The following is an 18,907-nucleotide window of genomic DNA, read 5'->3' as shown; positions in this document are numbered from 1 at the left end:
TTATACAAAAATATCTCTTACTTGTGACGCAGCGTGTCTGCCACTGTCTCTACCTGATTGTCAATATGCTGGCTTGTGATCTTCGTTGCCCGCTCATGTTCTCTGTTTGCGATTGCCTGGATGATATCCTGATGTTCTGCTAAAAGCCGCGGATAATACTCTTTCTTTTTCAAATACTCGATTCTGTATCGGTACATCTGCTCCCGCAAATTATTCAAGAGCTGGATGAGTCTCTGATTCTCTGTCGCCATATAGATAATATCATGAAACGCAACATCCGCCTCTGCTATTTTTGTAATGTCTTCACTGTCCAGCACAGACGCAAAGTTTTTTGCCGCCTGCTGCAACTTGTGTATTCCCTGCTTATCAATTCTGTCACAGGCGAGCTGTACGGCCAATTCTTCAAGTGCGCAGCGCACCTCTAGTACATCTCGCAGATTTTTTTCTGTGATTTCCGCGACTTCCGCTCCCTTTCGCGGGATCATCAAAACAAGTCCTTCCAGTTCCAATTTTCGGATTGCTTCCCGAATGGGCGTGCGGCTTACGCCCAGCTTATTTGCCAATTGGATCTCCATTAGTCTCTCTCCAGGTTTTAACTCTCCGCGCAAGATAGCCTGTCTCAATGTATTAAACACAACGTCTCTTAAAGGAAGATACTCATTCATTGTTACTTCAAATTTCGGTTCCATCCTGCTTCCCCCTTACTCCGTGTATATTCGTCACAAACACCTGCTTTGCCAGTGCTTTTTCCCTGATCCTTGCCTGTGCTTTTCTTGCATCTGCCCGATTCTCAAACAATCCGAACACAGTAGGACCACTGCCACTCATCATAGCATTGAGCGCTCCACATGCCTGCATCTCTTCTTTTATTTTATCGATCACCGGATACATCGGTATAGTCACGTCTTCCAGCACATTCCCCATGCAGGAAGCGACCCGGCGAAGCGAGCCCTGTTCCAGTCCCTGTATCAAACCATCAATATCAGGATGTACAAGAATCTCTTTCGCATCCAATGCCTCATATACCATTTTTGTAGACACGCTGACCGGCGGTTTTGCGATCAACACTGTACATTTGGGCATAGCCGGAAGTTTATGCAGCTGTTCACCGATCCCCTCGGCCAGTACCGTCCCACGCATAATGCAGTAGGGAACATCTGCTCCTAATTTTACGCCTCTTTCCATCAGCTCTTCCTGTGTCAAATGCAACGCAAACAGGCGGTTCATTCCAAACAGTACTGCCGCCGCGTTAGAACTGCCGCCTGCCAGCCCTGCTGCCACAGGTATATGCTTATTCAGTCCGATCTTCACGCCCTGACTGATATCGAACTCCTCCAACAACATTTGTGCCGCCTTATAAGCGATATTACTGCTGTCCGTCGGAAGAAAATGCAGATTCGTCTCCAGAAATATACCGCTTTCTTCTGTTTTTTCTATCTTCACATCATCATACAGATAAATCGACTGCATGATCATGCGCACGTCATGATAACCGTTTTCCCTTTTTCCAAGTACATCCAGCCCAAGATTGATCTTGGCAAGCGCTTTTAACTCTATCTGTCTCATCTAGCTTCCTCCGTCTTGTACTTTTCAGATCCTGTCTGTTATCGTTTGTTTTTCTTTGTATCTTGTATACATAATACTTATAGTATACTCATATTTTCTTTAAAAATCAACAGCTTATCTCCTGCTTTTATCGTATCTGATTCTAATGCGTTGACCTCTTTGATCCCTTCCACCGTCGTCATATATGTTTTTGCCAGATCCCACAGTTCATCTCCTGCTTTGACGATATAGCCCACGATCCCCGGACGGTTTTCCATCGCTTCGGCATCTGTCTCTATCAGATGTGCCTCTGTGATGACCTGCATAGGAATCGGTTTTCTAAGGAAGACATCAAATGCAAGAACAGCCTTTACTTCTACAGCTTCACTTCCTGCTAATGTTACCAACAACTGTTCTACATGATAGGATAAATTATATCTCACATCCTCTGGGATCCCCGGACATTCCATAAGGTAAGAAAACGGGATCATTCCCTGCCAGCTGCCAAACGGTATATTGTCGTCCGCACGCAGATATAAAAACGACAGATGTAAAATCCCCTCTATCCGTAACCCCTCATCTGTTTTTTCTATATGCTCTGTCTGAATATTTCCTTCGCTATGGCATATCTGCAGCACATTATCTTTCAATTCCGGAAGTTCAAGACGTTCCCCGATCTTACATTTAGAATGATTCTGCATCAGGAGTTCCTCGTATACTACTTCCCTCGTCTCAAACTCACATTTTTTCTCTAGTGCGTACATATCAGCAAGCAATTCCATTTCCTCTTCCTCATAGATATTGAGCCGAAGATTGATGGTACCCTCAATCCCTAAGATCCGCATTTCTCCATCTTCATCCATACGGACATCTACCAGCGTATCTTCCAACGTATGCTGCACGTGATAATACATGCCTTCTTCTACTCCGTCGCAGGCAAGACGCCCTTCAAAAGGAACACTTTGTTCTATCCAGTCTGTCTTTTCATCCTCTGACAGATACAGGCAGAATACAAGCAGTTCTCCTTTTATCAGGAGAGCATCCATCTCCGGTCTGATCTCTAACTTTCTGCTGCTTATACTGGATACGAGCAGTACGCCTATGCTCTCTTTTGTACCGGGCAGTGTGATCTCTTCTTTTATTCTGTATGTATCTTTTTTAGTCGTATTGAGTTTTAGAAGATTTACCGATTTCATTTTTTTATAGATCGGCACTGTACTCTCTGCATCAACAGTTGTCTCCTCGTCTTCTAACTTCTCTTTTCCTATCTCCATCTCAATCATTACATGCAATCCGATTTTTCTGGAATTTACCACAGATACTGTGAACTCATCCCGGATATTTTCGATATAATAGTTTGCTCCCTCCTCATTCTCCGCATATACCATTTCCTCGAAAGGGAGTTTGCCTTCCAACACCCCCGGTCTTGCTTCCATTGCATCTGTCAAATATAAGATCTGGAAATAAAACTTCCCTGTGACTCGGATATAATTTTCCACCATCCGAATGTCTTCCACCTTGATCGTTCCTATATTTTGAATGATCTGCCGCACATCCTCTTTTGCGTCCGGCACATTATAATCTTCATCCAGCACAAACTGGTCAAACGTATGCTTTCCTTCCTGATTATAATGTATCTGCTTTTTTATCAGTTCCATACTTGCCTCCTTAATCAAACATCACATTCTTTTCTATATATTTAAGCTGTACGACCACATAAGGAAATGTGGCTGCTTCTTTTGTCTGTTCTCCTTTCTCCGGTCCAAGCAGGTTGGTATGTATATAAACAGCATTCTCCGTCTCATAAAGCGCCAGGACCTCTACACTGTATCCCGTTTTTTTCTGTGCTCCATATCCTTGTGCGATATACAAGTATCCCTGATCCGCATAGGTAAGTTTAAATGGCTTTGATTTATTTTCTTCGATCATCTCTTTTAACTCCTCCGGCACCGCCTCCTTATCCAATACTGTAAATGAAAGATCCTGTAATTTTTCTGTTTTCTGTATCCGGGATACACACCCCGTCAGAAAAAGCACCGCCAGGAAGAAAAGCCATATATACTTACATGTTTTCTTTCCCATCTCCATTCTCCGCGGCATATTTTCTCTATTATCATATTAAAAAAACAGCAGGATTATACCCTGCTGTCAAAAGATTTTTCTTCTTTATATCTATTCTGCCGCAGCATTGATCGCTGCGATTGCCCCGTCTGCAACTGCTGTGGCTGCCTGGCGCACTTGTTTTGCTCGGATATCCCCTGCCGCATATACGCCCGGCAGATTTGTACCCATTTTTTCATCCGTCACAATATAGCCGTCTGCAAGGGTAATATCTCCGTATAGTCCGGTGTTGGGCACGGCGCCCGCATAGACAAAGATTCCGCATCCATCGTCTTCTATCGTTTCCACATGCCCATCCCGTTCTCCTCTGATCTCTAGTTTTTCCACATGTTCCTTACCATATACAGCCTGCAGTCTAAAGCCCGTACGCACACATATATTCGGCGTCTCTTTTATTTTATTTAAAAATTCCGGAATACAGCCCAGGCGTTCCTCAAAATGGAGAATCGTCAATTTCTTTGCAAACTGCGCCAGATATAGTGCTTCTTTTACAGCGCCGTCCGCACCTCCTACAACATATATATTCTTGCCGGTATAGTTTTTTCCGCATTTCGCAGCGTTCATACCAATCCCTCTGCCTGCCAATTCTGTTTCTCCAAGGATATGGAGCTTTCTCGGAGTAGTGCCGTTTGCAAGAATTACCTTTTTAGCCTCGTAACGTCCCTTTTCTGTATAAATTTTCTTTATGGTTCCGTTTAGTTCTGCCCTTGTTACATTTTCATACCGGATTTCCACTCCTGCATGCAAAGCCTGCTCTTTCATACGCTCTGCAAAAGAAGATCCCGTCTCATTTGGAAGCAAAGCAGAGTAATGTGTGACTGTAGATACTTTTCCGATCACACCTCCCACTGCTTCCTTTTCCAGCAATACTGTTCTTTTTCCTCTGCTCACCGCATAAATGCCTGCGCTGATGCCTGCCGGTCCTGCTCCGATTATAAGTATATCGTAGACCATCATCCTCATCCTTTCCTTTTTCATTTTCCTCTTGTTCTTCCATATGTTTCCTATATCTGTTTTTTATTATACGCCTCCTTATCATAATGTAAAATTATATAAATTTATTTTATAATAATATATAATTATGCTTGAAAAGCATCTATATTTACGTTACTATTGTTTTAAATGTGACATTTTTAAAGAAAAGAGGATGTATGAAATGTTTCGTTTTATCTGTATTGTGATTTTTCTCGTACTCTATCTCATCTTATCGATCCCTGTATTTCTGGCAGAGTGGATCATCGGAAAGTGCAGCCGTAAAAAGAGAGACTACAGCTCCCTGCGTATCGTGCAGTGGGGATTTAAAATGATCCTAAAAATGACCTCCGTTCAGACAACGATCATCGGAGAAGAAAATATCCCGGATGAACCTGTACTTTTTATCGGCAACCACAGAAGTTTCTTTGATATTCTGCTTACATACAGTCGCTGCAAGCGTCTCACCGGCTATGTGGCCAAAAAAGAGATGGAGCACATCCCGCTTTTGTCTACCTGGATGCGCTTTTTATATTGTCTCTTTCTGGACAGAGAAAATCCAAAAGAAGGGCTAAAAACAATCTTGACTGCAATCGACTATATCAAAAAAGGGATTTCTATCTGTATATTCCCGGAGGGTACAAGAAACAAAGGCGAAGAATTAAGTCTGCTCCCCTTCAAAGAGGGCGCCTTTAAGATTGCTACCAAGACAGGGTGCGCGATCATACCGATCTCCATGAACAATACAGCGGCAATTTTTGAGAATCAATTTCCCAAGATCAGAAAAGTCCATGTTGTGCTCGAATACGGCAAGCCTATTTATCCGGATGATCTCGATAAAGAGACTAAAAAGCATATCGGCAGTTATGTGCAGAATGTGATCCGGGAAACGATAGAGAAAAATGCGGAACTGGTGTAAAAGAACGGGTATCAATTTTTTGATTGATACCTGTTTTTTACTTTATATATATGCTATAATATGCGTCAAGGGCAAAGCCGCAGTAAGTGCGGCTCCCCGATTACTCTATGGCTGTCTGCCGCAAGACAGCTGGTTTTTATAAAAAAGGAGAAAATTATGAGTGCGCATAATCTGACATTACTGACAGACCTGTATGAACTGACCATGATGCAGGGGTATTTTGAGACACAGGAAAATGAAACGGTTGTCTTTGATGTATTTTTCCGTGAGAATCCAAACAAAAGCGGCTACTCCATCATGGCCGGCCTGGAGCAGGTCATCGAATATATCAAAAATCTGAATTTTTCCTATGAAGACGTAGACTATTTAAGAAAACTGGGAATCTTCAGCGAAGAGTTTCTGCATTATCTAAGTGGTTTTCATTTCAGTGGTAATATCTATGCAGTTCCCGAAGGAACGGTCATCTTTCCAAAAGAACCCATTCTCAAGGTCATTGCGCCTATTATGGAAGCGCAGCTTGTCGAAACCGCTATCCTAAATATCATCAATCATCAGTGTTTGATCGCTACCAAAACAGCCCGTGTTGTCTTTGCCGCACAAGGTGACGGTATCATGGAATTTGGTCTGAGAAGGGCACAGGGACCGGACGCCGGACTTTACGGTGCGCGCGCCGCTATGATCGGCGGCTGTGTCGGCACATCCAATGTCCTTGCCGGCAAAATGTTCGACGTACCTGTAATGGGAACTCATGCCCATAGCTGGATCATGAGTTTTAAAGATGAATACACAGCTTTTAAAGAATATGCAAGACTGTACCCCAATTCCTGTACACTTCTGGTGGACACCTATGATACTTTGAAATCCGGCGTTCCCAATGCCATCCGAGTATTTAAAGAAATGAAAGAAGCCGGCATAAAACCTAGAAGCTACGGAATCCGTCTTGACAGCGGAGACTTGGCATATCTTTCTAAAAAAGCGCGTAAAATGCTGGATGAGGCAGGTTTTCCTGACGCTGTGATCGCCGCTTCCAACGACTTGGACGAATTACTGATCCATGATCTGAAAATGCAGGGAGCCGCTATCACTTCCTGGGGCGTAGGTACAAATCTAATCACCTCCAAAGACTGCCCATCTTTCGGCGGTGTCTATAAACTCGCTGCTATTCAAAATGAAAACGGGGAATTTGTTCCTAAGATCAAGATTTCAGAAAATACAGAAAAAATCACGAATCCCGGCAATAAGACCATATATCGCATTTATGATAAAGAAACCGGGAAAATACGTGCCGATCTGATCTGTTTTGCAGAAGAAACCTATGATACTTCTGAAGAACTTCTGTTGTTTGATCCAAATGCTACATGGAAGAAGACACGCCTGCCCGGGGGCAGCTATACAATACGTGAACTTCTAAAACCTGTATTCATACACGGTGAATGTGTCTATACGTCTCCTTCTGTCATGGAAATCGCAGATTACTGCCGTCAGGAAAAAGAGACCCTGTGGGATGAAACGAAACGATTATTTTATCCACACAAGGTATATGTAGATCTGTCTCAAAGACTCTACGATACGAAAACCAAACTCTTGGACTCTTTAAGTGTCTAGACAGGTAAAATCAAGTCAAACAACACTCTGCATTAAAGAAAGGAAGCAATCATTATGAAAATCATTGTACTGGCAGGAGGCTTAAGCACAGAACGAGATGTTTCTCTTATGTCCAGCGCCGGAATCTGTAAAACACTATTAGAAAAGGGACATGACGCTTATCTGCTCGATGTATTTCTGGGACTAGAAACTCCACCTGACAATCTGGAGGATGTCTTTACTCTCCCTGGACATGGATTGGAGATTGCTGGAGGCATCCACACTACAGAACCTGATATAGCGGCTGTCAAAGCATCTCGTACCGACAAATCTGCATGTTTTCTGGGGCCTAATGTCATTGAACTGTGCCGTATGGCAGACATTACTTTCCTTGGACTGCACGGCGGAGAAGGAGAAAACGGCAAGCTCCAGGCAACTTTCGATCTGCTCGGGATACGCTACACCGGCCCTGACTCTCTCGGCTGTGCCGTCGCTATGGATAAAGGTCTGACAAAGCAAATATTCCTACAGGCAGGAGTAGATACCCCCGGAGGCGGCTGTCTGCATAAAAAAGATACAGACAGATCACTCGCTCGATTCGGGCTTTCTCTTCCGGTTGTTGTAAAACCTTGTTCCGGCGGCTCCAGTATCGGTGTATACATCGTACATACAGAAAAAGAATATGAAGAAGCGCTTCAAAATTCCTTTTGCTATGAAGATGAAGTCGTCATAGAACCCTATATCAAAGGCCGTGAATTTGCCTGCGGCATCATCGACGGCAAAGCCCTTCCGCCTATTGAGATCATTCCTAAGACCGGCTTTTTCGATTATGCCAACAAATACCAAGACGGGGCTTCTAAGGAGGTCTGCCCGGCCGATATCAGTTCTGAGATTGAAAAGAAAATGATGGATCTGACCGTAAAAGCTTATCACGCGCTTAAATTAAACGTATACAGCCGAGCAGATTTTCTCCTGGATGAAGCAGGAACACTGTATTGTCTTGAAATAAACACACTCCCCGGAATGACTGCCGCAAGCCTTCTGCCCAAAGAGGCAAGAGCCGTGGGCATTGAGTATGGAGATTTATGTGAACTGATCATACAGAAGTCTTTAGAAGCACGTTATATACCTTCTAATTGATACACACATCTATACTTTCCATTATACTTTCTATCTAAAAAGGAGCCTTACTTACACTTATCCGGCAATGGATTGCCATTCCTATATTTTTGCTTTGGATCATCTGGTTTTTGAAAGATGTACACTTAGATCGTAACAACGCCTTTGATAAATACAAACTTTTTTAATACTTTGTGCAGAACCATAAAAGAAATGAACACAGAAGGGACTTAACCTTATGAAACATATGTCTTTAAAAGAAATTGCCGCCGCCTGCGGCGGTACCTATTTCGGCAGCCCTAAGACCGCTCTGAAAGAAGTCAAAAGTGTCGTGATCGACAGTCGGAAAGTCGAACAGGACAGCCTGTTTATCGCAGTAAAAGGAGCCCGTGCAGATGGGCATGCTTTCATCCCGCAGGTGATGAAGGCCGGCGCTCTATGCGCAGTGTCAGAACACAAATTGGAACACGCAGATTTTCCCTATATTCTTGTCTCCTCTACTCTGCAGGCTCTAAAGGATATAGCCGAACATTACCGCCGCTCCCTGGATGTCAAAGTGATCGGTATCTCCGGCAGTGTGGGAAAAACAAGTACAAAAGAAATGATTGCTTCCATCTTGTCTCAAAAGTTCAATGTACTGAAAACAGAAGGCAACTTTAATAATGAGATTGGCCTCCCTCTTACTGTTTTTCGTTTGAAAGAAGAACATGAGATCGCTGTACTCGAAATGGGGATCAGTGATTTTGGCGAAATGAGCCGACTTGCGAAAATTGCGCGTCCGGATATCTGTGTCTTCACAAATATCGGCTGCGCTCATCTGGAAAATCTAAAATCCCGTGACGGCATACTGAAAGCCAAAACAGAAATGTTGGAGTATATGAATCCTTCCGGCTCCATCATACTCAATGGGGATGATGATAAACTCAAGAATTTTGTTCCCGCAAACGGTATTTCTCCGATATATTTTGGTCTTGATGCCATGTTGCCTTATCATGCGGATCATATAGACGATCAGGGATTAAACGGTACATCCGCAAGGTTTTCTACTCCAAGTATAGCCTTTCACGCCCATATCCGCATTCCCGGAGAACATATGGTATATAACGCGCTTGCAGGCATCGCTGTAGGACAGGCACTTGGTATGAAGGAGGAGGAAATGATAAAGGGCATCGAAAGTTTAGTGCCTCTTGCCGGCAGAAACCATCTGATCCAGACAAAATTCCTCTCGATCATCGATGACTGTTATAACGCGAATCCCGCCTCCATGAAGTCTTCTCTTTCCGTACTTGCCAAAGCAGACACTCGTACCATTGCCGTTTTGGGAGACATGTTTGAGTTAGGTCCTACCATCAACGAGCTGCACGCAGAAGTAGGCGCTTACGCCGCACAAAGCGGTATCCATGTCCTCATTTGTATAGGTGAGCATTCTGCATATATGGCAAAAGGAGCAGCAAATTTTACCGGCTCCGAAAACGCTAAAACAGCTATTTACTATTTTAAAACAAAAGAAGAATTTCTGGAAAAGGCCAATACGCTCCTTAAGAAAAACGATACGGTTCTTGTCAAAGCCTCTCACGGAATGGAATTTCCTGAAATTGTCGAACATTTAAAAGAAATGAGGTAAAAATGATGGATTATCAGATGCTCGTCCTAGATCTTGACGGTACCCTGACTAACTCCAAAAAAGAACTTACTGAACCTACCCGTCAAGCACTTCTCCATATACAGGAAAACGGCAAAAAAGTCGTTCTTGCAAGCGGCCGCCCCATCAATGGTGTCCTGCCGCTTGCCGAAAAACTAGAATTACAAAAATACGGAAGTTATATCCTTTCCTTCAATGGAGCGCGTATCACCCAGTGTTCCACAGGAAAGACCGTCTATAACAAGACACTCCCCCATGAAGTCATTGAGCCTATTTACCGATTTATTCGAAATTTTCCCGGACTGGATATCATTTCCTATGACGCAGATACCATTATTTCCGGCATTGCCCCAAACGAATATACACAAAAGGAAGCCTTTATTAATAAAATGAAGGTACGTTTGGTAGATGATTTTCCCTCTGCCTTGTCTTTTCCTGTAAATAAGCTCTTAATCCCGGGTGAACCTACTGTTTTGAAAACATGCATGTCTCAATTAAAGGCGCAATATCACAGCTTCTTAAATATTTATCGCTCCGAACCATTTTTCCTGGAAATCATGCCGCAGCATATTGACAAGGCATATTCCCTCCAGAAATTACTAAACAGTATCGGACTGACAGCGGAACAGATGATCTGCTGCGGCGACGGTTATAATGATGTTTCCATGATTGAATATGCCGGATTAGGCGTCGCTATGGAAAATGCACAGTCTATTGTAAAAGACAGTGCTGATTTCATCACCAGATCCAATGATGAAGACGGAATACTCCATGTCATTCAGACATTTATGCAGTAAAATAGAAATTTAACGAAGCAACAAGCAGTGCGAAAAGAACAGATCATGCCATGTGTCATGCTTGCATGTAAACAGGGTATGATCTGTTTCTTTTCATTCGGCGACTGCCGATAGCGAAATGGAGCGGAAGCGGAATTTATTTTTGTTGTAGTTTGCCTTTTATTGTGTTAAAGTAAGAGTATCTTTTTAGAGGCGCATCTATAAAAAAGAGTTTTGTGTTTTTCCAAAAGCACAGTCTGATGATCTGCTCTATACAGATCATTCTGTTTTATCCGGTTGCCGGATCATCAATATATCCGGATCTTTATCCGGGATATTCGCAAACATTTATCCAAAGAAACAAAATCACATATTTGTGCCGGAGAAATTTTACGTCACAGGCAATTTAGGGAAAAGTGTTGTAAACCGGCAGGCTTTTCCCTATAATGAAAGGAGAAAAGTACAGATGAAACTAAAACAAAAGCCATTGAAGGATTTGAACCTGCTGGATCGTTTTTTATTCGCACAGGCGGCGGACGACCCGGATACTATGCGGGATATGCTGGAGATCATCTTGGGGAAAGAGGTTGTATTAAAACTGCTGCCCCAGACGGAGAAGGAACAGCGCACCCATCCTTTAAACCGCTATGTGCGGCTGGATGTATGGGCCATGGATGAGGAGGACACGGTATATAATACAGAAGTCCAGAAAGAGAACACGGGAAACATTCCGAAACGGAGTCGCTTCTATCAGGCACTGATCGACTCGAATCTGTTGGCTCCGGGAGAGATCGGCTTTCAGAAATTAAATCCCGTGTATATCATCCTGATCTGTCCCTTTGACCTGTTCGGATACGGACTGTACCGCTATACCTTCCGTATGCAGTGTGAGGAAGTACCGGAACTTTCATTAAAAGACGACGCTGTCCGTATCTTCCTCAATACCCATGGACCGAATACCGGGGGCGTGTCAAAAGAACTGATAGAACTCCTCAAGTATATGGAGCACACCACAGAAGAAATGAGCAGGATCTGTACCAGCGAGCGGATCCATAACATCCAGAAACGTATCCAGGCGATCAAATCCAGTGAAAAGATCGGGGTGAAATATATGCAGGCTTGGGAAGAAAAGATCATGGAACAGAATAAGGCGCGTGAGGAAGGGCATGCAGCCGGAATCTTAGAAGGCCGTGCTTCCGGATTAAAAGAAGGAATCTCAAAAGGTCATGCTTCCGGATTGAAAGAGGGGCTGGTACAGGGAGAACTGAAAAAACTACAGGAATTAATAGAAAAGAAAGTGCAAAAGGGATATTCCGCTGAAGATATAGCAGAAATGCTGGAAACAGATATAGAAACTGTCCGGGAATTCCTGCGGAAATAGAATTTCAGAAAAAAACGACTTCACACTGCTGCAGAGTTCCAAACAAAAGTGTTTTTTACCCTCCAGCGGAAAGACACAGCAGTGTGAAGTCGATTTTTTAAACGGAAAGTATTGTCTCGATAACCAGGAAATTTTCTCCTTTTGCCTCTGGAAAATGGCAGAAATGGCTTTCCGGGTCTGCCGCTTCCCATTTTTTGATTTTCTGTGACTCTTGTGCTACATGCCTGATATTGACCTGTTCTCTCTCCCGTGGTGTCTCAAAATAAGAAAATAAAATATTTTCATGCAGGGAGATCATCTGATAACGATCTCCCACAAGCAGCCCTTCTTTTACGATTGCCTGATGATGGCAGACATAGGAAAATAATTTGTCAGGATACAACACCGCAATTCTTCCACAGCATTTATCCGGTTTTTGTTTTCGTTTCCATGTCTCCAGATCTTTGGGTGTATCAAACCAGAATACCGGATACATATACGCCCATTTCTTTTCGCCTGTTATTTCCGGCCATGTATGAAGAAATGGCGCCATCTCAGTAAACCACAGTTCCGGAAGCTGTTCTATATATTTTTGCCCTTCGCATACTTCTTTCGCTGCATATGTCTCTGTATCTACGATACATTCCATATACAAAAACAACATATTCTTATACCGGAACATACCTCCTGTAAGCAGTTTTTCTTTCTGTACTTCCTTCTCCATTTTTGAGCGGCAGGAAAGAACTGCCTTCTGCAATTCTTTCTCTGCAATATCTGTTTTTAACGCCGCCCTGTACTGTGCACGGATGACCTGTTTCATTGTGCGCCTCCCTTTTCTCTGCTTTCTTTTCTGACGTGCCTCTTTTATCTTAGTATTCTTTCACGCATACTTGTGCGTCTTTGCACTGCACAAGCTCTGTAAGCGGATATTCTTTATAGCAGCCCTCTCTTCTTACCTTTCCGCTGACGGACAAATCTTTCACACTGCGCGCATAAACTGCCGGTATATCATGAGGATATACATTTCTGACAGATGGCTGTTCATCAAACAGATCAGCTTTCTGTGTCCCCTGGCTTCTCATTGTCAGATCCATGTTTTCGATCGTCACATTTTCTATCTCACATTCCGGTTCCCCTGCGATAAATAAAGCCGCTTCTACTGTCATATAGATATGATCAAAAGAAATATTCCGGATATATCCCGGGTGTTCACCTTTTCTTCTCGGCGTAGCGCTGATAAATACAGGTTCGCCTTTTCCCCACCAACGCGGAGCGAACGCTCTCTTCGGACAATCCGCATAGCGTTTTGTATTTCCTGACACATGGTGCACATGAATATCTTCGATCACTGCGCCGTCGCGCACCCAGATGCCCACGCCTCTTGAGCAGTCTCTGAACACGCAGTCACTCAACATGACATGCCGGATAGCCTCACATGTCTCCGTTCCTACTTTTAGTGCTGAATCATGAGAATACAGCACGCAGTTACTGATCGTAACATTCTCACAAGCTCCATATTTTTTCGCCATCGGCGCAGAATTTTTCACAACGATCGCGTCATCTCCTGCTTTCACGATACAGTTCGTGATCACCACATCCTGGCATGTATCCGGATCGATCCCGTCGTTATTTGCGCCTCTGACATCATTTAAAATGCGGATCCCATCTACAATAACATGACGGCAGCCTGCCATATGCAAGGTCCAAAATGCCGCGTCCTGAAAAGTCACGCCCCGTACAGTCAGATTCTCAATATCTTCAAAAAATGTGGTCCGCGGACGTTCTTCTATCCTCACATTCTTAGGGCACTCATGGAGACCTTCATCCGCGTTATCGTCATAAAATACCTTATCCCCTTGTCCGTAAATGATTCCTGCACCTGTAATACTGATATTTTTCTCATGGAAGGCACACAAGAAACATCCGCCTTCCCACCCGATATCTTCATTCGGATCATCTACATTCCTCGCGAAATCAATGATATCCTCTTTGTTCAGGCTGCTGATCAAAACACTTCCTTCTTCCAGATGCAGTGTTACATTGCTTTTCAGAACAATCGTACCGCTCAAAAAATGTCCGCTGGGCACGACAACTCTTCCGCCGCCTGCCACTGTACATTTATCTATTGCATCCTGAATTGCCTTTTGATTGTTCGTAGCGCCGTCAGCCACAGCGCCAAATTCTGTAATGATATAATCCATATCTATCCTCCTATATATGTATTAATTCATGCTTTTCATAATCAAAATACGTGCCGTCCAACATATTTGCCAGTGTGTTCACTCTTACTAGTTCGATCTCATTGTATCCCTGTTTTACAAACGCTCTCCTACAATTCCATTGGTAAGGAGTAAATGCGCGTACTCCCAATGATTCTCCGTTTAATTTTACTTCCAGGCAGTCCATGCAGGAATCTCCAAAGTCAAATGACAGTACAAATTCTTCCGGCAGTTCCTCCGGGTGAAGTACGATTTTTTGTTTCAGCGTCATTTTGCCGCTGTAATATGGAAAGCCTTTTATGTAATGGCTGTTAAAGACTGCTTCCTTCGGCAGACTAGTCAGCGTGTGCTTCTCACTCACGCCGAATTTTCCCAATACATACAGAGGATCACGCAGTCCGTCTTCTTCTTTTTGTGCCGTCACAGAAACTTCCAGTATATTCTCGCCTTGTTTTACATAATCCGTTATATTGATGAGCCGGTTATTTTCATCATTGATAAAGCGATGATAAAACTGCTCTTTGTCCAGTTCTTTCCCATTGATCTTTATCTGCCATTCACCGGTGATCGCCCGTCTGTCCAGTAAAAGTTCTATCCATTCTGTTTTCTCTTCCATCTCAAATGCAGTACGGTACGTAACGGACAATGGGAGATTCATATGGATATGTTTCGGCGTTCCGAATGTACTCTCATACTTGTAATCATCCTTTCCAAGAAGCGGAAATGCCGCCGCCTGTTCGATCAACGTCATCGGTTCTGTCTGATACCAATTTTCTCCATCTCTTGAAATAGAAAATTTTGCAAGTCGGTACACATTCAGTCCAGATAAACTGACCTCGAACGGCTGCTCTGTGGAGATGACCAGCTTTTTCTTCTCCGGTGCTTCCGGCGTCTCTGTCTTTTCTTCATGCACCGGTTTGAGACATAAATATTTGCTCTGGTATGGATGAAATTCTACAGTCTTCTCTGTTTCCAGCTTTCCTCTCGCTTTTACCGTTCCTTCTTCCATGGACAATTCCTCTACCGCAAATTTCGTGCCGGCTCTATTTTTTATAACTGCATGCGCACATCTCTTGCCCTGATTTACCAAAGACAGATATAGCTTTCCCTCTTCGTCCTTTCGTATGGACGTGATGAAATTTTTCCTTTCTTTCTCATCTGCCAACACAACCTCCAAAGGTTCCTGTGCGATCGTTCTTACTTTCTCTATAAACTCCGCTTCAATACCTGCGCTCTGCAGGCTTCCCTTTGCTTCTAAAAACACCACCTGCTGCGGATATTCCTTAAGAAGACGCAGCCACATATCTGCCGCTTCCCTGTCGCTTGTCTCTTTCTCCAGAGACAGATACGGAAGATTGCCAAGAAAGATCATATATCCTCCCGCTTCTACGAATTCTTTCAGCTTCATAAAAGCAGCTTTTTCATAGAACAATGCCGGCGGCACAACTACGATCTTATACGCGGCATTCCCCATTTTCAGTTTTCCGTTCTCCACCACAAAATCTGGAAGCATCTCGGAATCCAGATGATTAAACTGAAACTGATGCAAAAGAAGTGTTTTCGTCGTAAAGACCCAATTATCACGCAGCATGTCGCACTGTTTCTTTTCTTCTTCCGACTCTCCCATGTATGGAAACCCCTGGAACGGATTGCCAAGAAGCGCCCAGAGACTCGGAAGCGGATCCAACACGGCAATCTCCGTATTTTCTTCTGTGGCTGTGACATAAGCGCTCAGTCTCGCCGCATAATCCGCCAATTTGCGATAATGCTCCCAATACGGATTCTGATAGAATTGTGACGGCGGCGCATCATGCTTGTGGATAGATTCGATCGTATAATAAAACGCATGGAATACGTACAGATTAATGCCGCTCGCCGCCAGACGATCCAGCATCCATTTTGCGTCCTGCAGCGTCATTGTCCAGCCTACGCTGTGGAAACTCTCGATCAGGCATTGTTTCCTGCCAAGCTGCCGGGCCAGAGAAGCCACTGCGTTTGCGCTGTAGCGAAACGCACACAGATATTTGTCATAGATCCATTCCAGCTCTCTTCCCGCCTTCTCATGTGCGGTATCGCCTCCCGGAATATGACTGTAACGCTGTGTGGACAGACGCATGAACGGTACTTCTGTACAATACTGTATTCCTTCTGCGTCACACCAATCTGCGATCTGTTTATGATAACTTTCCACAAAAATCTGATGGATCACGTCATATAGATCATAGCGTATCCTGTACGCTCCCTCCCAGGATGGATCAGACAAAGCAGGAAGATTTTCCAGTATAGAATATCCTTTTCTCTCCTGAAACGCCTCCGGCAGTCTGTCTGTCCAGGGGATCGGACTTAGCATCCCTACCTCATCAGAAAAGATTCCCTTGACCTGTGCAGGCAGATCTCCACCCAGTGCTTCTTTATAGGCGTCATGGGTCAGATGGATGAACGTCTCCACCGCGTCTTTATGGCAAGGATCAAAATATCCTCCATAAAACTTAAAATCTCCCATCGGTTTCTGATAAAAGACTTCCACTGTCCATTTTCCTTCCGGCAGTACGACAGAAAGGACGCTCTGAGGACCCGCGGAAAAGAACCGTTTATTGTTATACATAGTAAGCCCTGTGATCTGATAGATTTCCTGCGTCTGCAGCACGCCAATGTCTTTTGTAAGGTCAATGCCTTCTTCCCATTCCGGTGCTCCGTCCTTTACCGGAAATGCCTTTGCATAGAGTATTTCCCCATTTTCAAACTCTTTGCTGATCTCCATCTGCCCTTCTGCTTCAAATCGTTCATGGCACAAAATCTTATGTTCTGCTTCCGGATGCAGTTTTAAAACTTCTCCGCCTCCCATACCGCTCGGATATGGGTATTCATCATACAGCCATGCTTCGAGTCCATATGCTTTTGCTCTGTCACATGCATATTTTACGAGAGAAAACCATTTTTTCGAAAGATAAGGAACAGCCTGTCCTTGTCGTGGAGACAGATAAAATCCTCCGATACCTTTCTCATACATTTCTTTGATCTGCTTCTCTATTCCTTCTTCTGTAATATCCCCATTCCAGAACCAAAATGGTTTCACTCTATAGAATACGCCTGGATTCTCAAACTCTTTTAACCAGTCCATTCCCTTTTTCCTTTCTTGTACTGTTATTTTCTTTTATTTCCAATATCAATATAAAAAGGCGTTTTGCATATCTGTATCTTTATAGAATGTGGGAGGTCTAGTCTCGCTAAACCTCCCACAACTCCCGGCTGATATAACCTTATGCCGTTATTTACTCAGATATTTCTTATTTGCTTACGACATTTTCATCATATGTCTTCTTCAGGGATGTCATCTGCTCTGCCCATTTATCCAGATACTCCTGTGCTGTTTCATTTCCAAGAAGTACATTCTGGAAATCTGTTGCCAGTGTATTTGTATGCAGATCAAAGTATCCTGTTACTTCTACCGGAAGTGTTGCGATCTTTGTCTCTGGGTTTAAGAGCATATCTGCTGCTGCCTTAACCGGTGCAGAATTCTGTACCCACTCGTCTGCCAGCGCCTCTTTGTTGCATGGAATAGAACCAAGTTTCTCATTGAAAAGACTGTTTGCTGTATGATCTGCCAGATAGCTGATGAATTTGTAAGCTTCTTCCGGATGTTCAGAATTCTTGAATACAGACAAGGAAGCCACACCGTTGGAAACCATAACGCTGGAACCATCTTCTGCCTTTAAATCAATCGCTGCGCCGAATTTGCCTTCTCCCAACGTATCTCTGTGCTGTCCATAAGAGCCAATGTTGTGGAAGATCATAGCTGCGGAAGCAGAATCAAATGCGGAGATCATCTCTGTACTTGCATTTGTAATATCGCTTTCTGGTGTATATTTATTGTAAAGTGCTGCAAAGTTCTCCAGGAATTCTACATGTTTAGGATCATTGATCGTAGAATTTCCGTCCTTGTCAAACATTTCTGTGATTCCAGAATACTGATACAGCATCTGCTCTAACTGCTGAGAGCTTCCGGCGCCGCCGCGGATAGAGAAACCATATACGCCATTGTCTTTATCTGTCAGCTTTTCTACATATTCGAATACTTCATCCCAGTTTGCAGGAGCTTCCAGTCCTGCCGCATCCAATAACTCTGTGTTGTACCACAATGCCGGCGGAACTACATAGAATGGAAGACTATATAATTTTCCATCCGGAGCTGTGTTCTTCATGCTGTCTACAAATGTATCCAGAAGCATGTCGCTGTCTCCATAATACTCATCAAGCGGAGCCAGAGCGTCCTGGATAACGAAATCGTTCATCCAGTACTGATAGATCACACCACAATCCGGTGTAGAATTAGACTGGATCGCTACATCATATTTAGATTTTGCCTGATCAGATGGCAATGGAACATATTTTACTGTGATGTCTGGATTTTCTTTTTCAAAATCCTCGATCAACTGGGTATAAACTTCTGTATGGATCGTATCTGCGTAATTGTCCCAAAATGTAATTTCAACTTTTCCATCGCTGTTCTTGGATGAGTCATCTTTGCCTTTGGATGAATCGCTTCCGCATCCTGCAAGGAGAGTCATTCCCATAGCACATGTCATTAATACTGCTACTAATCTCTTTTTCATTTCTTTACCTCCATTTTTGAAATTATGTTAAACCACT

Annotated in this window: 15 protein-coding genes; 6 read left to right on the top strand and 9 right to left on the bottom strand. The window is 43.6% G+C overall.

Annotation, left to right across the window (positions count from 1 at the left end):
• Positions 1-17 precede the first annotated feature (17 nt).
• From BN3282_RS01890 to BN3282_RS01870, 5 genes are all read right to left on the bottom strand, one after another.
• The gene (locus BN3282_RS01890; protein WP_059066455.1) at positions 18-689 is read right to left on the bottom strand and encodes a GntR family transcriptional regulator; all 672 of its coding nucleotides are present in this window, start codon (positions 687-689) and stop codon (positions 18-20) included.
• Positions 673-1,566 carry a 4-(cytidine 5'-diphospho)-2-C-methyl-D-erythritol kinase gene (ispE, locus tag BN3282_RS01885; RefSeq protein WP_059066454.1) on the bottom strand — a complete coding sequence of 298 codons (894 nt, stop codon included), beginning with the start codon at positions 1,564-1,566 and terminating at the stop codon, positions 673-675. The genes BN3282_RS01890 and ispE overlap by 17 nt, the downstream gene beginning before the upstream one ends.
• A 77-nt stretch (positions 1,567-1,643) precedes the next feature.
• Positions 1,644-3,203 carry a DUF3794 and LysM peptidoglycan-binding domain-containing protein gene (locus BN3282_RS01880; protein ID WP_059066453.1) on the bottom strand — a complete coding sequence of 520 codons (1,560 nt, stop codon included), beginning with the start codon at positions 3,201-3,203 and terminating at the stop codon, positions 1,644-1,646.
• 10 nt (positions 3,204-3,213) lie between these two features.
• On the bottom strand, positions 3,214-3,627 hold the full coding sequence (locus BN3282_RS01875) for a protease complex subunit PrcB family protein (RefSeq protein WP_059066452.1): 414 nt from the start codon (positions 3,625-3,627) through the stop codon (positions 3,214-3,216).
• Between the two features lie 90 nt (positions 3,628-3,717).
• On the bottom strand, positions 3,718-4,620 hold the full coding sequence (locus tag BN3282_RS01870; protein WP_059066859.1) for an NAD(P)/FAD-dependent oxidoreductase: 903 nt from the start codon (positions 4,618-4,620) through the stop codon (positions 3,718-3,720).
• Positions 4,621-4,822: 202 nt separating this feature from the next.
• Here BN3282_RS01870 and BN3282_RS01865 point away from each other — a divergent pair, with 202 nt between their 5' ends.
• The 6 genes from BN3282_RS01865 to BN3282_RS01840 all read left to right on the top strand — a co-directional run bounded on the left by BN3282_RS01865 (position 4,823) and on the right by BN3282_RS01840 (position 12,059).
• Positions 4,823-5,557, top strand: a complete 735-nt coding sequence (locus BN3282_RS01865; RefSeq protein ID WP_059066451.1) for a lysophospholipid acyltransferase family protein — start codon at positions 4,823-4,825, stop codon at positions 5,555-5,557.
• Between the two features lie 156 nt (positions 5,558-5,713).
• Positions 5,714-7,162, top strand: coding sequence for a nicotinate phosphoribosyltransferase (locus BN3282_RS01860; RefSeq protein WP_059066450.1), 1,449 nt, complete (start codon positions 5,714-5,716; stop codon positions 7,160-7,162).
• A 54-nt stretch (positions 7,163-7,216) separates the two neighbouring features.
• Entirely contained in the window at positions 7,217-8,281 is a 1,065-nt protein-coding gene (locus BN3282_RS01855; protein ID WP_059066449.1) for a D-alanine--D-alanine ligase family protein, read from the top strand.
• Positions 8,282-8,498: 217 nt separating this feature from the next.
• Positions 8,499-9,884 (top strand): UDP-N-acetylmuramoyl-tripeptide--D-alanyl-D-alanine ligase, encoded by a 1,386-nt coding sequence (locus BN3282_RS01850; protein ID WP_059066448.1) that lies wholly within the window; start codon positions 8,499-8,501, stop codon positions 9,882-9,884.
• 5 nt (positions 9,885-9,889) lie between these two features.
• The gene (locus BN3282_RS01845) at positions 9,890-10,699 is read left to right on the top strand and encodes a Cof-type HAD-IIB family hydrolase (protein ID WP_059066858.1); all 810 of its coding nucleotides are present in this window, start codon (positions 9,890-9,892) and stop codon (positions 10,697-10,699) included.
• Between the two features lie 445 nt (positions 10,700-11,144).
• Positions 11,145-12,059 (top strand): Rpn family recombination-promoting nuclease/putative transposase, encoded by a 915-nt coding sequence (locus BN3282_RS01840; RefSeq protein WP_059066447.1) that lies wholly within the window; start codon positions 11,145-11,147, stop codon positions 12,057-12,059.
• A 97-nt stretch (positions 12,060-12,156) separates the two neighbouring features.
• On the opposite strand, the gene BN3282_RS01835 is transcribed toward BN3282_RS01840, so the two are convergent.
• The 4 genes from BN3282_RS01835 to BN3282_RS01820 form a co-directional block, all read right to left on the bottom strand.
• Positions 12,157-12,858, bottom strand: a complete 702-nt coding sequence (locus BN3282_RS01835; protein ID WP_059066446.1) for a hypothetical protein — start codon at positions 12,856-12,858, stop codon at positions 12,157-12,159.
• Positions 12,859-12,907: 49 nt separating this feature from the next.
• Positions 12,908-14,239, bottom strand: a complete 1,332-nt coding sequence (locus BN3282_RS01830) for a glycoside hydrolase family 28 protein (protein WP_059066445.1) — start codon at positions 14,237-14,239, stop codon at positions 12,908-12,910.
• 10 nt (positions 14,240-14,249) lie between these two features.
• A complete protein-coding gene (locus tag BN3282_RS01825; RefSeq protein ID WP_059066444.1) occupies positions 14,250-17,378 on the bottom strand; it encodes a glycosyl hydrolase in 3,129 nt (1,042 codons plus the stop codon).
• Positions 17,379-17,544: 166 nt separating this feature from the next.
• The gene (locus BN3282_RS01820; RefSeq protein ID WP_059066443.1) at positions 17,545-18,870 is read right to left on the bottom strand and encodes an ABC transporter substrate-binding protein; all 1,326 of its coding nucleotides are present in this window, start codon (positions 18,868-18,870) and stop codon (positions 17,545-17,547) included.
• Between the last annotated feature and the right edge of the window lie 37 nt (positions 18,871-18,907).

Source organism: Mediterraneibacter massiliensis, from assembly GCF_001487105.1.
Lineage (GTDB): Bacteria > Bacillota > Clostridia > Lachnospirales > Lachnospiraceae > Mediterraneibacter > Mediterraneibacter massiliensis.
This window is presented reverse-complemented; position numbering and strand designations above follow the sequence as displayed.

What these genes read in the sequence shown, in the direction of transcription:
- BN3282_RS01840 (WP_059066447.1), top strand. Translation starts at nt 11,145, where the DNA reads ATGAAACTAAAACAAAAGCCATTGAAGGATTTGAACCTGCTGGATCGT.
- BN3282_RS01820 (WP_059066443.1), bottom strand. Translation starts at nt 18,870, where the DNA reads ATGAAAAAGAGATTAGTAGCAGTATTAATGACATGTGCTATGGGAATG.
- BN3282_RS01825 (WP_059066444.1), bottom strand. Translation starts at nt 17,378, where the DNA reads ATGGACTGGTTAAAAGAGTTTGAGAATCCAGGCGTATTCTATAGAGTG.
- BN3282_RS01855 (WP_059066449.1), top strand. Translation starts at nt 7,217, where the DNA reads ATGAAAATCATTGTACTGGCAGGAGGCTTAAGCACAGAACGAGATGTT.
- BN3282_RS01845 (WP_059066858.1), top strand. Translation starts at nt 9,890, where the DNA reads ATGGATTATCAGATGCTCGTCCTAGATCTTGACGGTACCCTGACTAAC.
- BN3282_RS01875 (WP_059066452.1), bottom strand. Translation starts at nt 3,627, where the DNA reads ATGGGAAAGAAAACATGTAAGTATATATGGCTTTTCTTCCTGGCGGTG.
- BN3282_RS01860 (WP_059066450.1), top strand. Translation starts at nt 5,714, where the DNA reads ATGAGTGCGCATAATCTGACATTACTGACAGACCTGTATGAACTGACC.
- BN3282_RS01865 (WP_059066451.1), top strand. Translation starts at nt 4,823, where the DNA reads ATGTTTCGTTTTATCTGTATTGTGATTTTTCTCGTACTCTATCTCATC.
- BN3282_RS01880 (WP_059066453.1), bottom strand. Translation starts at nt 3,203, where the DNA reads ATGGAACTGATAAAAAAGCAGATACATTATAATCAGGAAGGAAAGCAT.
- BN3282_RS01890 (WP_059066455.1), bottom strand. Translation starts at nt 689, where the DNA reads ATGGAACCGAAATTTGAAGTAACAATGAATGAGTATCTTCCTTTAAGA.
- BN3282_RS01870 (WP_059066859.1), bottom strand. Translation starts at nt 4,620, where the DNA reads ATGGTCTACGATATACTTATAATCGGAGCAGGACCGGCAGGCATCAGC.
- BN3282_RS01850 (WP_059066448.1), top strand. Translation starts at nt 8,499, where the DNA reads ATGAAACATATGTCTTTAAAAGAAATTGCCGCCGCCTGCGGCGGTACC.
- BN3282_RS01830 (WP_059066445.1), bottom strand. Translation starts at nt 14,239, where the DNA reads ATGGATTATATCATTACAGAATTTGGCGCTGTGGCTGACGGCGCTACG.
- ispE (WP_059066454.1), bottom strand. Translation starts at nt 1,566, where the DNA reads ATGAGACAGATAGAGTTAAAAGCGCTTGCCAAGATCAATCTTGGGCTG.
- BN3282_RS01835 (WP_059066446.1), bottom strand. Translation starts at nt 12,858, where the DNA reads ATGAAACAGGTCATCCGTGCACAGTACAGGGCGGCGTTAAAAACAGAT.